This window comes from Aeromonas rivuli (assembly GCF_000820045.1).
Taxonomy (GTDB): Bacteria; Pseudomonadota; Gammaproteobacteria; order Enterobacterales; family Aeromonadaceae; genus Aeromonas; species Aeromonas rivuli.
Genome location: NZ_CDBJ01000023.1, coordinates 1 through 14,112, shown reverse-complemented (window position 1 = coordinate 14,112; position 14,112 = coordinate 1). Strand labels below are relative to the sequence as shown.

General features: G+C 58.2%; 22 protein-coding genes. 21 read left to right on the top strand and 1 reads right to left on the bottom strand.

Annotated features, from left to right (window positions below; genetic code table 11):
- The first annotated feature begins 18 nt into the window (after positions 1-18).
- The 20 genes from BN1130_RS03810 to BN1130_RS03725 all read left to right on the top strand — a co-directional run bounded on the left by BN1130_RS03810 (position 19) and on the right by BN1130_RS03725 (position 12,441).
- The gene (locus BN1130_RS03810; protein WP_139770909.1) at positions 19-612 is read left to right on the top strand and encodes a hypothetical protein; all 594 of its coding nucleotides are present in this window, start codon (positions 19-21) and stop codon (positions 610-612) included.
- The gene (locus BN1130_RS03805; protein ID WP_152985887.1) at positions 593-1,084 is read left to right on the top strand and encodes a hypothetical protein; all 492 of its coding nucleotides are present in this window, start codon (positions 593-595) and stop codon (positions 1,082-1,084) included. The genes BN1130_RS03810 and BN1130_RS03805 overlap by 20 nt, the downstream gene beginning before the upstream one ends.
- Complete coding sequence (locus tag BN1130_RS03800; RefSeq protein ID WP_052448173.1) at positions 1,077-1,643, top strand: phage baseplate assembly protein V; 567 nt, start codon at positions 1,077-1,079, stop codon at positions 1,641-1,643. Before BN1130_RS03805 ends, BN1130_RS03800 begins: the two co-directional genes overlap by 8 nt.
- A gap of 62 nt (positions 1,644-1,705) precedes the next feature.
- Entirely contained in the window at positions 1,706-1,876 is a 171-nt protein-coding gene (locus tag BN1130_RS22555; protein WP_162850143.1) for a hypothetical protein, read from the top strand.
- Entirely contained in the window at positions 1,876-2,235 is a 360-nt protein-coding gene (locus tag BN1130_RS03795) for a GPW/gp25 family protein (protein WP_042040417.1), read from the top strand. The genes BN1130_RS22555 and BN1130_RS03795 overlap by 1 nt, the downstream gene beginning before the upstream one ends.
- Positions 2,222-3,058 carry a baseplate assembly protein gene (locus BN1130_RS03790; protein ID WP_052448172.1) on the top strand — a complete coding sequence of 279 codons (837 nt, stop codon included), beginning with the start codon at positions 2,222-2,224 and terminating at the stop codon, positions 3,056-3,058. Before BN1130_RS03795 ends, BN1130_RS03790 begins: the two co-directional genes overlap by 14 nt.
- Positions 3,055-3,795: a phage tail protein I gene (locus tag BN1130_RS21280; protein WP_052448171.1), complete on the top strand. Its 741-nt coding sequence runs from the start codon at positions 3,055-3,057 to the stop codon at positions 3,793-3,795. The genes BN1130_RS03790 and BN1130_RS21280 overlap by 4 nt, the downstream gene beginning before the upstream one ends.
- Entirely contained in the window at positions 3,792-4,328 is a 537-nt protein-coding gene (locus BN1130_RS03780; protein ID WP_042040416.1) for a phage tail-collar fiber domain-containing protein, read from the top strand. Before BN1130_RS21280 ends, BN1130_RS03780 begins: the two co-directional genes overlap by 4 nt.
- A gap of 90 nt (positions 4,329-4,418) precedes the next feature.
- A complete protein-coding gene (locus BN1130_RS03775) occupies positions 4,419-4,703 on the top strand; it encodes a hypothetical protein (protein WP_157013886.1) in 285 nt (94 codons plus the stop codon).
- Positions 4,696-5,007: a hypothetical protein gene (locus BN1130_RS03770; RefSeq protein ID WP_052448170.1), complete on the top strand. Its 312-nt coding sequence runs from the start codon at positions 4,696-4,698 to the stop codon at positions 5,005-5,007. The genes BN1130_RS03775 and BN1130_RS03770 overlap by 8 nt, the downstream gene beginning before the upstream one ends.
- Entirely contained in the window at positions 5,008-5,673 is a 666-nt protein-coding gene (locus BN1130_RS03765; protein WP_042040414.1) for a hypothetical protein, read from the top strand. It abuts the gene before it with no gap.
- A 3-nt stretch (positions 5,674-5,676) separates the two neighbouring features.
- On the top strand, positions 5,677-6,453 hold the full coding sequence (locus tag BN1130_RS03760; protein WP_042040413.1) for a hypothetical protein: 777 nt from the start codon (positions 5,677-5,679) through the stop codon (positions 6,451-6,453).
- Positions 6,454-6,462: 9 nt separating this feature from the next.
- Entirely contained in the window at positions 6,463-6,798 is a 336-nt protein-coding gene (locus BN1130_RS21480) for a tail fiber assembly protein (protein ID WP_084218115.1), read from the top strand.
- An 80-nt stretch (positions 6,799-6,878) separates the two neighbouring features.
- Positions 6,879-8,021 (top strand): phage tail sheath C-terminal domain-containing protein, encoded by a 1,143-nt coding sequence (locus BN1130_RS03750; RefSeq protein WP_042040412.1) that lies wholly within the window; start codon positions 6,879-6,881, stop codon positions 8,019-8,021.
- A 9-nt stretch (positions 8,022-8,030) separates the two neighbouring features.
- Positions 8,031-8,540: a phage major tail tube protein gene (locus tag BN1130_RS03745; protein WP_042040411.1), complete on the top strand. Its 510-nt coding sequence runs from the start codon at positions 8,031-8,033 to the stop codon at positions 8,538-8,540.
- Positions 8,541-8,584: 44 nt separating this feature from the next.
- Positions 8,585-8,833 carry a phage tail assembly protein gene (locus BN1130_RS03740; RefSeq protein WP_042040410.1) on the top strand — a complete coding sequence of 83 codons (249 nt, stop codon included), beginning with the start codon at positions 8,585-8,587 and terminating at the stop codon, positions 8,831-8,833.
- 20 nt (positions 8,834-8,853) lie between these two features.
- Positions 8,854-9,006: a GpE family phage tail protein gene (locus BN1130_RS22095; protein ID WP_139770908.1), complete on the top strand. Its 153-nt coding sequence runs from the start codon at positions 8,854-8,856 to the stop codon at positions 9,004-9,006.
- Positions 9,007-9,042: 36 nt separating this feature from the next.
- Entirely contained in the window at positions 9,043-11,742 is a 2,700-nt protein-coding gene (locus BN1130_RS21275; protein ID WP_157013885.1) for a phage tail tape measure protein, read from the top strand.
- Between the two features lie 65 nt (positions 11,743-11,807).
- Complete coding sequence (locus tag BN1130_RS21270) at positions 11,808-12,236, top strand: phage tail protein (protein ID WP_052448168.1); 429 nt, start codon at positions 11,808-11,810, stop codon at positions 12,234-12,236.
- Positions 12,172-12,441 carry a tail protein X gene (locus tag BN1130_RS03725; RefSeq protein ID WP_306381690.1) on the top strand — a complete coding sequence of 90 codons (270 nt, stop codon included), beginning with the start codon at positions 12,172-12,174 and terminating at the stop codon, positions 12,439-12,441. The genes BN1130_RS21270 and BN1130_RS03725 overlap by 65 nt, the downstream gene beginning before the upstream one ends.
- Here the strand turns inward: BN1130_RS03725 and BN1130_RS03720 are convergent.
- Complete coding sequence (locus tag BN1130_RS03720) at positions 12,438-12,812, bottom strand: helix-turn-helix domain-containing protein (protein ID WP_042040408.1); 375 nt, start codon at positions 12,810-12,812, stop codon at positions 12,438-12,440. The genes BN1130_RS03725 and BN1130_RS03720 overlap by 4 nt on opposite strands.
- A 161-nt stretch (positions 12,813-12,973) precedes the next feature.
- On the opposite strand from BN1130_RS03720, the gene BN1130_RS03715 reads away from it, so the two are divergent.
- Entirely contained in the window at positions 12,974-13,945 is a 972-nt protein-coding gene (locus BN1130_RS03715) for a contractile injection system protein, VgrG/Pvc8 family (RefSeq protein WP_042040407.1), read from the top strand.
- Positions 13,946-14,112: the final 167 nt, after the last annotated feature.

The window sequence follows — 14,112 nt, the reverse complement described above, 5'->3', positions numbered from 1 at the left end:
ATCACCCGGGCGACGGCCATGATCCAGGCCACCCCGAAACAGCTTGAGCTGGCATCCCGGCGGGCCATCAAGAAGACCATCCGATGGCTTCAGACTCGCGTGGCGCGAGAGTTGGCGCAAGCCTTGAGCGTTCCACAAAAGGCGCTCAAGCATCGCCTGACCGTGTCAGAGGTCGGCAGTGGTAGCGATCAGGTTCATATCCTGTGGCTGGGTGTCGCCCCGCTGGCGGCGGAAGCGGCGGGCAGGCCACGGCAAACCCAGCAAGGGGTATCTGTCGGCCGCCGCAAGTATCCCGGCGCGTTCTATAAGGACGTGTATGGCGATGGCCCTGCGACGTGGATCCGAAAGTCTCGGGCCGCTGCGCTGGGGCTGTCGCTGCCGCAATGGCGGCGGGCCAACAAGGGGGCGGGGAACGGTCGGTTCCTTGAACTGGGTGGCCCTGGGGATACCAGTGCCCGCGGCCGCTTTCCTGTGATGAGGGTTGGCATCGACATCGAGGCCGTCGCCCGGGAAATTTTCCGGCGGTATGACAAACGAGCGATTGAGCGGTTTTCCACGCTGATCGATCAAGAGCTGAATTATGCGGTGAACCATGAGCAAAAGCGGAAGTGAGGATTTGACCTCAATCCATGAGGCAATGGTCAAGGCTATCAAGGCCGCGTTGCCGATGGTTAAGACGGTGGACGCCTATGACGTCACTCGCAAAGGCACCATCAAAACCCCTGCGGTACTCCTGGAGGCGCTGGAGATGAAGCCCGGCCGCCGGGTAACTGGCGGGCGAACACCGCTCACGGTGGAGTTTTACGCCCACTGTGTCCTGTCGGTGAAAACCGACAACGTGGCGTTGGAGGTGCGCAACTTCGCCGCCCGCCTGATGCAAGAGATCGACGGCAACACCTGGGGGTTAGGCGAGTTCGCCGAACGCCCGACCGGATTGTCGGCTTTCCCTGGAGTGTTCAATCCCGATGAAAAGGGCTTTGAAAGCTGGGTGATTGGCTGGGAGCAAACCTTGCACCTCGGCGAGGTGTGGGAAGAGGCTGACTTTCTTCCCCATGATGTGGTGATAGGGGGTGGTGATGGGTGATCGGTCTTCTGATTTACTCCAGCGCGTTGAAGAGCTGGAGCGGCGCTTGTCCCAAATGGTGGTCCGTGGGGTTATCGCGGCCGTGGACCCTGACAAGGCATTGGTGCGGGTTAAGTACGGTGATGGCCTCCTGACGGGCTGGCTGACCTGGAAGCCGCCGCGCACCGGGAAAGCGGTTGTGTGGTGGGTGCCGGAGATTGGCGAGGGTGCCACTGTGATCAGTGATGGCGACCTGAGCCAGGGCGAGGTGTTGCCCGGTAGTTATCACGACGGGTTTCCGCCGCCATCCACTGACCCGGATCTGTTCCATATCAATTTCGGTAACGGGACGGTGATCGAGTACCAGCGCACGGATGAGAAGTTGCGCCTCGCTGTGGTTGGTGATGCGGCCGTGAGCGTGTCCGGTAATGCGGCCGTGACCGCGGAGGGTGATGCGACCGTTGACGCGGCGAATATCCGCCTCAACGGGGGAAAGGGGGTTGTTACCGGTGCCCATAAGTGTCTGGTGCTGGGGGTCCCCCACGCCGATTGCTCGTCCACGGTTTGCGCGGGTCAGTAGTAAAGATTTAACGAATTAACGCAAGCCGCCCATCCGGGCGGTTTTGTTTTTCTGGGGGTGACATGCTCAACGGCGAAAAGATGGCGGCGGAGATTGTGGCCCAGTTGCGGGCGGCAGGATTCAAACCGACTGACGACAAAACGGCCGGTGATGCCATGTGGCAGGCCATCGGCAGGGGCATAGTGAAGCATATCCAAGAGGCCGCCGAAGTGGATGGCGGCAAGGTGAAGTGATGAAAAGTGGCATGGACAGGGACACCGGCAAGGTGATCAACGGGCTGCCCTATCTGCGCCAGCGTCTCGCCGATGTCATTAATACCCCCATCGGTTCCCTGGTGCTACGGCGTGATTTTGGCTCCCGCATTTTTGAAATGGTGGACCGGAACGTGAACGCCTCGTTCCACATGGATTGTTATGTCCGGTTAGCTGAAGCCATCAATAACCCGGCCAACGGGCTAGATGATTTTCGCCTGTCTGAAATGCGGGTTCGGCGCTTGGCGGCCGCACACATTGAGATCAGTTTGAGCGGTTATCTACTGGTCAATGGCGAACCGATCACGATTGACGGGATGGTGATAGATGGAAGGTATTAATCTGGCGCTGTTGCCACCGCTTGATGTGGTCAAGCAGCTATCCCACGAAGAGATTGTTCAGGCGGTTGCCAAGGCGGCCAATCTGGAGAACGCCCACCCGGCGGATCCGGCATTTCGGGTTGTGCTGGCGGGCGCATATCGGGAGCTGTTGCTTCGCCAAGATGCGAACGAGCAAGCCCGCGGGGTCATGCTGGCGTTTGCCAAGGGCCCACAACTGGACCACCTGGGGGCGACCTACTACAAGCACCCCGACGGCTCCCCGGTGTTGCGATTGGATGGGGAGCGGGATGACGATTATCGCGCTCGCCTGCAACGCTCGCCGGAAGGGTTGTCCGTGGCTGGCCCTGATGGGGCGTATATCTTCCATGCCATGAGCGCGGATCCGATGGTTAAGGCGGCGTGGCCACACTCGCCCGAACCCGTCGAGGTGGATCTTTATATCCTGAGCTATGAAGGGTCGGGGGTGCCATCGGCGGCCCTGTTAAAACGGGTTGAGCTGTATTTGTGGCCCCGCCGCCCCTTCACAGATCAGTTGACGGTAAAGCCTGCGGAGGTGGTCCCGTATCGGGTCAGTGCTCGCCTGATGCTGAAGTTAGGGCCTGATCCTGAGTTGGCCCGGCAGGCGGCCGAGAAAGCGGCCGCCGCTTACGTGGAGCTAAAACGCACTCTCAAGGGGCGCGTGGTGGAGTCTGGTCTTCATGCGGTCATGACCGTGGAGGGGGTGGAAGAGGTCCACCTTGATGGGTGGCAGGATGTTTACTGTCTCGAAAGCCAAGCCCCCTATTGTGAAGAGCTGATCGTGACCATCGGGGGCTATGTATGAGCGGGACGATTCTGCCCGGCAACCTCTCCGACCTGGAGCGGGATCTTGATGTGGCGTTGTCGCGCATCGAGCAGGTGGAGATCCCGATTGCTGTGTTGTGGGACCCCTGGCAATGCCCGGCTGAGGTGCTGCCCTATCTGGCGTGGGCCCTGTCGGTGGACATGTGGCGCACTGACTGGCCGGAGCGGGTTAAGCGCCGGGTGGTGGCCAACTCGCTGGCGGTGCATCGCATTAAGGGAACTCGCCCAGCGGTTGAACTTGCCCTTCAAGATCTCGGGGTCAAGGCGGACATCATCGAATGGTTCGAGGCGGTGCCCAAGGCCCGCCGCGGCACCTTCGAGTTGATCGCCTGGGCAAATGAAAACTTGAGCGCGGGGGAGATTGGCTTTCTCAATCAAGCCCTGTATGACCAGATCCGGCTGGCTGTTACCAATGCCAAAAACACCCGTTCACATTTCACGTTCAAGGTGGGCGCAAAGTTCGGTCCTAATACGCTCGGGGCGGGCTCTGCCCTCTCCGGCATGGGGGCGCTTGCCCGGCGTGGTGCGAGCTTTGAACAGGAGCCGCTGGCGTGTTCGGCAGGGCTCACCACCGCGGCGGCGGCCCGTGTCACTGGGGTGATGCGCTGTGATGCCGAAGCGGTCATTGATGCCCGCCCAGTGCCCTCTGTGGTGGCTGTTGCTGGGGTGTGCCGGGTCTGGGCTGTTATCTATCAACGAATGGAGAGTACGACGTGACGACGCCAGCATTAATCCCGGTCATTACCACCAAGGGGTTGGCCGCGGCATTCACTGCCGACAATACCGGTGTGGCAGCCAAGATCACCCATATTGCTCTGGGGGATAGCGGCCGTAAGCCACCCAGCAAAAACGAAACAAAGTTGGTCAATGAGCGCCTGCGTGTTGCTGTCGCTGATGGCGAGCGGATCAACGAACATCAAATTCATGTCTCTGCGGTTGCTGATTCAGGCCCGGCGTTCTGGGTGAAAGAAATCGGTTTTATCCTGGAAGACGGGACCATGCTGGCGGTTTGGTCAGATGTGGATCCGTTGGCATATAAGCCCGAGGGGGATTCGGTTCCCCTGCTTCTCGGGTTTGATCTGGTGCTTGAGGCGCTGCCCGCTGAATCCATCACTGTGGAGGGCACCGGCGCGAATCTGTCGCTCGCTGCCTGGGGATCACAATATGCGGCCACGGCTGCGGCGGCGGTGGACAATATGGCCCGTCATGTCGGTCTGTTATTCCGCGTGATGGAGCTGGAGAAAAAATAAGGGGGCCGCATGGCTGCGAGTGATTTAGAGCTGACGGCCGGCACGACGTTTGCGTTTGGGGTGACGTGGCAGACACAAGACGGGGACCAGATGGTCCCCGTTGATATTTCAGGCTGCACCGCCCGTTTCCAGATGCGCGACATTGCGTCCGGTGCCCTGCTTGCTGAATGCCGAACCCAAGGGGATGGCATCGAGATCCCGGACGGCCCGAGTGGTCGGGTGTTGGTGTCGGTCCACCCGGATAAAACCAAGGGGGTATCATCCCGCCCCCTGGGGAAGGTGGCCTATGAGCTGCGAGTCTATTTCCCGTCAGGGGATGCCTATTCCCTGATGTCGGGATTTGTGGCCATCGCCGAGGGGGTGATCCGTGATTAGCAGCGCCACCACGGTGGTGGTCGAGCGCGTTCATCGCCAGCTTGTCAGGCTGACACAGGGCGACCGGGAGACGGTGATCGAGGTTAACCCTCGGCCACGTTTCGCTGTGATAAGTGGTGGCCTTCAGGGGCCGGTCGGCACGGTGGCGGAGCATGTGCTAGAGCAGGCCGCCAACGCCGAGCGAGCGGCCAAGCAGGCGGACACGGTGGCCACTGCGACGGCGCTTGATCTCGACGTGCTGGTCTCTGACATGAGAAACGCCTTCAACTATCACGCCGGGGCGATCTCGGCTATGGGGAGATAAATGGGGCTGACAGTCAAGATTCAGGAGCTGATCGCCTCCCTCAATAATGTGATGGGGGTGATTGATGGCAAGTTACGCAACAAGGCAGACAAGGCAGAGATTTATACCCGGACCCAACTCGATGACCCGCTGAAAACGCTGGGCGCGAATGCGGCAACGGCGTCCCGCTTGAAGGTTACGCGAGTCATTGCCCTGGGTGGTGAGGCGACCGGTTCGGTCGGGTTTGATGGCTCTGGCAATGTGACGCTGATGGTCACGGTTCCCGGCTTGGCAGACAAAGCCAACAAGGTCGAGACCCTGACCCCGCAAGAGGTGGACGCCCGCATCGAGGCGGTGATCGGTGCTGCCCCAGAAGCACTGGACACCCTCAAGGAGATCGCGACCGCTTTAGGTAACGACCCCAACTTCGCGGCCACCATGACCACCGAGCTGGGGAAGAAGGCCAATTCGGTGGATGTCTATAACAGGCAGCAAGCGGAGGCGACCTTTTTGGCAAAGGGGGCTAAGGCGGCCGATTCGGCTTTGCTTGGTGGAAATGCCCCGGGCCATTTCGCCACGGCGGCGGGATTGTCCTCTTTGGAAGAGGGGGTCAGTGATGCTTTCTCCCAACTGGCGCAGTCGTTCAACGATGCCGCCAATCGAATTAACAGCACAACAGGAGCTTGATAAATGAGCTTGGAAACCAGTATCGCGGCGTTGGTCGAAGCCAGTAACAAACTGACCGATGCGGTTAATGGCAAGATCGGCGAAATCGACCAGCGGGTCGCATCGGCTGAAAATGAGTTCGATCAGTGGCGCGGCTCTGTAGAGGCCAAGGACATTAATGGCGAGTCGCTGTATCGCTCGACCATCGATCTGACCGGGTTAAGTTCCGATTACTACTATCCCGTGTGGTGGCGAATGCCGAATAACTTAGCGGGTGAAAGTCGCATCATGATTTCCCGTAACTATCAGGAAGATCGTGAGCTATTTCCATTCGGTCCGGGGGTGACTCACCTCGCGGGTCTATTGCTTCAGATGGAGGGGACCGCGCACCCGTGGGATGGTGATGCCAACTATCTGACTATGAAACGCATTTCCCAGACTTACCGAGATACGGTGCGGGCGGTCCAGTTTGGAATGATGTCAATTGCTCGCCCGGTTAATGGTGTTAAGCCAATGCTTAACGGTTTCACCAATGGTCAAGTTGGCAGTTGCCAGGTTTATTCAGGCTGTTATCTCCGCGGTGGTTTGACCTATCACGTTGCAAAGAACTTTAAAGATGGATTGATGTATAGCCGCCAAGATGTGGAAATTTCGATCCATGAGCAAGTTGAAGTTTCATGGGAGATTAAATGGGTGGTTAAGCCGTATCATAAAGACGATGCTCAACTGGGCCCTGTTTATGCGGAAAGCCGCCTTGCCTACATCCTTGACTATGACCAGCGTTACGCGAAGAAGGCGTAAGGAGTTCAAATGTCCGATCAGTATTTTATTCCTAATCTGGAGACCCCGAACGGTCAACAGTTGATCAATGTCCCCGCGTCGGTGCCGGTGTTGCTTGAACTCGGGTTCAAGGCATCGGTGGCCGAGAAGTTGTGTCAGGATGCCATCAACGCCACGTTGTGGGCTTCTGTGCGTGCTCGCCGTGATGCCTTGGTGTCACAAACAGACTGGACCCAGATGCCTGACTCTCCGTTATCGGCTGAGAAAAAGGCGGAGTTTGCCGCTTATCGTCAGGCGCTGCGAGACATTCCCCAGACGTTCAAGAAGCCGGACGAGGTGGATTGGCCACCGGTCCCCGCTCTGTAACCAGACCCGCCGCGAAAGCGGTTTTTTTGTGCCCAAATTCTGGCCCCTGATGGGGCCTTTTTTATAGGAGAACGTGCCTTATGGCAGCCGATTACCTGCACGGCGTGGAACAGTATTTCCTCGAAAATACCGAACGCCCCATCGAAGTCCTGGCGGCTTCGACCATCGGTCTGGTGGCCACTGCGGACGATGCCGACGCGACCACCTTCCCGCTCAATACGCCGGTGCTGTGCAATAGCGACAAGCTGATCGCCAAGGCGGGCAGCAAGGGGACTCTGCGCAATGCTTTGGAAGACATCTATCGCCAAGGCGGTGCAGTGGTGGCCGTGGTGCGCGTGGCTGAGTCTCAAGAGCAGGGCGATCAGGTGTCCAATGTGGTGGGCACCATCGACAACGAAACCGGCTCTTATACCGGTCTCAAGGCGCTGCTGTCTACTGAGTCGCTGTTGGGGGTCCGTCCGCGCCTGATCATCGCGCCCGAGTTCAGCCATCTGGTTGGCGTCGGTGCGGCGATGGAAGAGGTCAGCAAAAAGCTGAACGCCATCCCGATCATTGATGGGGGTGAGGGCGGCTACTCGGCCGTGATCAACGAGGTGAAGAACTTCGACGAGGTCTTCTTCGTTAACTGCGGGGTGAAGATCCACGACACCCGAGCGGACGCCATCGTCAGCCGCAAAGCCTCGGCCACCATCGCCGGGCATATCGTCCGCGTGGACAACGAAGAGGGCTATTGGCATTCGCCGTCGAGCCGCAAGATTTACGGCATCGTGGGGACGTCTGAGACCATCGATCACGCCATCGGCAGCACGACCAGCAAAGCGAACCTCTACAACTCCAAGAACGTGGCTTGCATCGTGAACCAGCAAGGTGGCTGGTATCTGTACGGGAACCGCCTGGCCAATGGGACCATGCTTCCGCACCAGCGGATCCGCTACATCGTCGGCGACTCCATCCTGTACGCCCACCAAGAAATGGTAGACCGCAACGTCACCAAGTCTTACGTGGATGGCGTGAAAAACCGGGTTAACAAGCTGCTGCGCCGCCTGATCTCCCGTGAAGTGATTTCCGGTGGTGAGTGCTGGGTGGACAAGGAACTGAACGTCGCCGCCATTGGCACGTCGCAAGTGTTCTGGGATTACGACCTGGGCTTCTACGACATCGCCGAGCGCCTGACCTTCCGTCAGCACGTCACCGACCGTTACAACGAAGCCATTTTCGAATAAGGGGGAAACATGGCGAAATTACCGAGCATCCTGGTAGACGTGAACGCCTTCTTCAAGGACGAGTCGTTCGCCGGGCTGTGCAACACGATGAGTATTCCCAAGATCTTGACCAAGACCATCGATCAGACCTTGTCAGGTGTGGCGGGCGACATCGAGCGCGATGTGGGCAAGCTGGAGAAGCTGGAATCGGAGGTCACGATCTCCGACTACTCCGACAAGGTCTTGGACCTGATCGGCAGTCGTGAAAGCCGTGACGAGGTCTTCACGGTACGCGGTGCCCTGGATGTGAATGGCCAGATCAAAACCGTGGTGGTGCGTCAGCAAGGTTTCTGGAAGGGGGTCGAGTTCAACGAGTTTAAGCCCGAATCGGAAGCCACCTCGAAGTTTTCGATTGCGGTGGAGATGTTCGAAATGGAAGTGGATGGCCGCGAGCTGATCCATATCGACAAGATGAACAACCGGTTCCGCGTCAACGGCAAAGACCGCAACAAAGAAATCCGCGAAGCACTGGCCCAATAAGGGCCAGTTTTTCCGCCTTCTGTTTTATTTAAGGAATTAACGAAATGAAGAAAGTAACCCTCTCTCGTCCGGTTAAGCGCGGCGAAGCCGAGATCTCCACTGTTGAATTGCGTGAGCCGTCCGCGGGTGAGCTGCGTGGTCTGGACAACTTCGACGTGCTGCGGATGAACGTTGGTGCCCACCGCACCCTGATCCCCCGGATCTCCAACATCACCGCCAACGAGTACGACATGCTCTGTCCCAAGGACCTGATCGCGGTGCAGCAAGAGGTTGTCGCTTTTTTCATGGAGTGACGACCCTTCCCCGGGATGTGATGGAGTTCGAGGCCGATCTGTATCTGATTTTCACCGGCTGGGATGCGAAGACAACCGAGTCGATGAGCCTGCCCGAGCTGATGCGCTGGCACTCCATCGCTCTGGACCGTCACGAACGGGCAAAAGAGCAAGCAAACGCCGGGCGATCCTGATGGGTCGCCCGGCCTTTTTTCGTTTAAGGGGGTCGCGTGGCTGATAACAGTATGCGGTTAAACCTGATCATGGGTTTGGTGGACAAGATCACCGGCCCAGTGCAGCAGGTCACGGATACCACCACCCGCATGGGTGAGAGCATCAAGGAGACGGAACAGAAGCTATCGCAACTTGGCGCGATGAGTAAGGACATCGAGCACTTCAGGGAGCTGAAGCGCGGAGCCGGTCAGACGGAAACCGCCTTGCAGCAAGCCCAAGACAGGGTTAACGCCTTGGCGAAGGAAATGGCCGGGACCGCCGAGCCAACGCGCAAGATGACCCGGGAGTTTGAAAAAGCCACCGGGGAGGTGCGCCGCTTGCAGGCCCAGCAAGCCAGCGAACAGACCGAGCTGGAGCAACTTCGCGGCAAGCTAAATGCTGCTGGAGTGTCCACCAAGCAGTTGAACGAGGCCACCAAGCGGATCCGGGATCAAACCAGCCAATACAACACCCAGTTGGCAGAGCAACAGAAAGCCCTGGATGGTGTGGCAGAACGCCAGAAAGCCCTGGCAGAGATCACCGAGCGCAACAAGGGGATGCGTGTATCCGCGACGGTGGACGCTGTGGGCGTTGGTGCGGCCGTCTTTGGCATCAAACAGTTGGTCGATGTTTATGGGGAAGTGGCCACCGCGCAAGGTCAGATCGGGTCGCTCGGCATCGAGGCGGATGGTATTGCGGCCATCACTGCGAAGGCCAAAGAGTTTTCGAACCAATGGTCCGGCACGACACAGGCTGATTTCATCAAGGCGTCCTATGACATCAAGTCGGGTATTGCGTCGCTGTCAGATGCTGCTGTGGGCGAGTTCACCAAGATCGCGGCGTTAACGGCGGCCGCGACCAAGTCGTCCACCGCGGAAATGACCTCGCTGTTTGCATCGGGTTACGGGATCTACCGTAAGCAGTTTGACCAGTTCGCCCCGAAGGTGATCGAGGGGTGGGCGACCATGTCGGCTGCCGAACGGGACATGAAGTTCGGGGAATACTTCTCGGCGGGGATTTCGGCGTCGGTGAAGGCGTTCAAAACTGACGGCCCGAATATGGCCGCGGCGATCTCGAGTCTGGGGGCTGCGGCCACGTCGGCAAACGTACCCTTTGCCGAACAGTTGTCCATCCTCGGGCAACTACAGGCGACCATGTCAGGCAGTGAGGCGGCCACTAAATACAGCGCCTTCCTTGGTGCTGCTGCGGGGGCGGGTAAGGAGCTGAAGCTGTCGTTCCTGGATGCCGAGAATCAACTGTTGTCCATGCCGGAGATCCTGGAGGAGTTGCGCGGCAAGTACGGCGACACCATAGACGCCCTGGAGGAGCAGGAGCTGAAGAAGGCGTTCGGCACCGATGAAGCCATCGACATGATCAAGCTGTTGTATCCAGAAGTGGACACCCTCAAGCAATCCATTTCAGGGATGGACAAGACCTTGGGCGGTGGGATGAAGACCACCGAGGACATGGCCAAGAAGATGCAGGGCCCCGCGGAGGGGATGAATCGACTCACCCAGCGGATCCAGAACTTGACGGCCACGGTCGGCAAGCTGTTTGCCCCGTCCATGATCTTCGTGGCGGACTTGATTGGCGGTGTGGCCATTACGTTGGACGGCTTCATCGAACGCTTTCCAATCCTCTCGCAAGTGGTTGCAGGGACCATTGTGGCGTTGATCGCCTTCAAGGCGGCGTCTATTGCTGGCCGGTTCGCGTTCTCGTACTTCTCTGACGCCCTGGTGGTTGGGCGGAAGGTGATGGACTTCTTTGCGGCGTCCACGGTGAGAAACAACATCGTGATGGCGTTGGCCAGAGTGAGGACGATAGCAACGGCCGGAGCCATGTTGTTTATGGCGGGGACCCAGAAAGCACTGGCGGCGAGTTCCGCCGTGATGACTGGGGCACAGTGGGCGCTGAATACGGCCATGATGGCGAACCCCATCGGCTTGGTGATTGCGGGCATCATTGCCCTGATCGCTGTGGTGGCACTGGTGATCCGATACTGGGAACCGCTCGGCGCGTTCTTTGGGCGGCTATGGGAGGGCATCAAAAGCGTATTTGCCAGCACCTGGGAGTTTATCAAGGGTCTGTTTGCGTGGACCCCTCTCGGCTTAATTATCACGCACTGGGAGCCGCTGAAGGCGTTTTTCAGCACGCTGTGGGACTGGGTCAAAGTGGCCGCCTCGGCTAGCTGGGACTTTATCAAGGGGTTGCTTGGCTTTGACCCGATGATCATCATCGGGCCGTTATGGGCCCCCTTGTCTGAGTTCTTCGGTTCACTCTGGGAGGGCATTAAGCAGGGGGTTTCCTCTGCGATGGACACCCTCACCAATTCGGTCCTAAAGCCCTTGATGTCGATCAAGGAGACGATGGGCGGATGGTGGGACTCCATGTTCGGCAGCGGAGATAAGGGCGTTGAAGTGACCCAGCGGGTCAAGCAGGTGTCCGAGCAACTACCGGAGCAGGTGAAGACGCCCACGGTGCGCGGTGCTGATGCGGTGATGACAGCGACCCCGGCTTATCCGGTTGTGGCTGCGGCAGGTGTGCCTGCTGCTGCGTCGATCGCCGCGGCTCCTAGCATCCACAACGAGCACGGCGACATCATTATCCACGCGGCCCCAGGGCAGTCGTCGGAAGAGATCGCCAAAGAGGTGCGGCGACAGATGGACGCCCGTGATCGTGCCGCTGCCCAGCGTAGCCGCGGCCGCCTTTACGATTAACGCTTTAACGAAATAACGAAATAAAGAAGCCGCCCGCCCGGGCGGTTTTCTTTTAAGGGGGATCTATGGGTGATGTGATGATGTCTCTCGGCGACTTTCAGTTCGGTGTTTCCACGGCTGAATATCAGAGTCTCAAGACGTCGATGTCGTGGCGCTGGGCCAAGAAGGACCGCTATCAGCGTAAACCGGCAAAGCAGTTTCACGGGCCGGATTCTGACTCCAAGACGTTCGAGATCTCGATCTATCCGCAAGGGAAGAAGGACCTCGCCATTTTCCAGCGTATCAAGGCGCTGGCGGATGCCGGGAAGCCTCTTCGCTTGGTGGCTGGCGGTTCCCGGATGGTTCAGGGGGAGCTGATCCCGTCCGGTGCTGACTTGGGGTTATGGGTCATTGAGCGCCTGGACGTGGACGAAAACATGTTTATGCGGGATGGGGTTGCCTTGGAGTTCAAGGGGAGCCTGTCTATCTCTGAATATGGGGATGATGAGGTGTGACGTGCGCTACAGAACGAAGACCGGGGACATGCTCGATGCAATCTGTCATGTCTACTACAAGGGCCGTCCGAACGCGACGGAGGCGGTGTTAGAGGCCAATCCATTTTTGGCCAAGGTGGGGCCGGTGCTGCCGGAGGGGTCATTGATCGAGCTGCCGGATCTCCCTCCTCTTGAAGATAAGTCCACTGTGGTGTTGTGGTCCTAGCTGGTGTCTATGTCCAGCTCCACGCCTAGTGCCTTGGCTATCTGAAGCCAGTGTTCGACCATCATGTCGGCGTGTTTTGGGGGGAGCTGTAGAAAAATGCGGGTCGCCCTGGCGGTGGTGGTGCTCCCCTGGGGGAGCAGTATCGCCTGGATGTCTATGCCGAGCCGTCGGCAAATGTGATGCGCTGCGCCCAGCGGCATGAATTGATCATTTAGTGGGGATACCCACCGCCGGATGGTTGTTGCCGGGACTCTGGTTATGTTGGCCAAGTCGTCGGTGCTCCATCCATTGCGTTCCATCCATTGCCGGAAATGGCGCTTCGTGGCTTGCACGTAGGCGCGATCCTGCTCGTCCATGTACTCACGGGACATCTGATTATCTCCTTGCGTGTCCCGTGCGAATCTTGTCAACCGTCAGATCTGACAGCCATTTATGGTTTTGACTATAGCCCACTGATCTATAAGTGGATAACTGGTCGGACTAGGATGGCTGCCTTGATTAAATACGACAAAAACAGACCAAGGAAGCAAAGATGAAAGAGGCTGATTTCAAGGTCTTAGCCAACTCGAACGACATAACCGACCTGATCCGAGATCGGTTTATCAAGCTGTCCGTGCGGGATGCCGCGGGAGAAGAGTCGGACACTGTCACCATTGAGCTGGACAACCGCGACGATAAGGTCCAGTTCCCCAGCACAGGGGCGACTCTGGATGTGTATATCGGCCCGCGTGATGGGTTGGTCTACAAAGGCACCTATGAGGTGGACGAGCTGGAAGAGCCGTTAGAGGAAAGCACCCTGACGATCCACGGCAAGGCCGCCAAGATGAAGGGGAGCATCAAATCCCCCCGGGATGCGACCTTTGACGACATTACGTTCGGTGCCCTGGTGCGAAAAATTGCGTCCGCCCACGGCTATCAACCGGCGATCTCGCCGGAGCTGGAGGGGGTGCGCTTTGGTCATATCGATCAAAAGGGTGAGTCCGACATGAACTTGCTCACTCGTTTGGCTCGGGATAACGGGGCGGTGGCCAAGCCAGTGGCCAATCGCTTGATGGTGGTGCCGAAAGGGAAGTCCAAAACCGTCAGCGGCCAGTCCTTGCCGGAGGTGTCTATCTCCGACCCAACAGAAAGCACCGGGCGGGTAACGGTGCAGGAGCGGAATGACTATTCGTCGGTGATCGCCCATTGGTTCGATGAGAAGAAAAATCAGAAAGTGCAGGTCAAGGCGGGCCGCGGCGACCCGAGCTATTCCATCCGCCGCAATTTCAAGGACGAAGAGGCCGCGAGGAAGGCGGCCGACGCCAAGCTAAAAGAGCTGAAGCGGGGCAAGGCGACGCTGTCCATCACCCGACCGTTAACCCCGGCGATTGTTGCCGAAGGAAAAATCAGCGTGTCAAACCACAAGAGATCAGCCAATGGGTTGTGGTTGGTTGATGAGGTCGAGCATGTGATCGAATCGGGGTCTGTCTCTTATACATCAGCAAGTTGCGTGACGCCGGAGTGATTGACTTCGCCATAAATGGCACTGTTTAAATATACAGTATAACTATAAATAGCTAAAATGACGCTTGGTTGGCACCGGGCAAGATCGAGTTGTAAGGAATTGAAACTGATAAGAACGGGACACCCCTTAATCAGGGAAACTAAAGGTGATACAATCGAGCACATTCA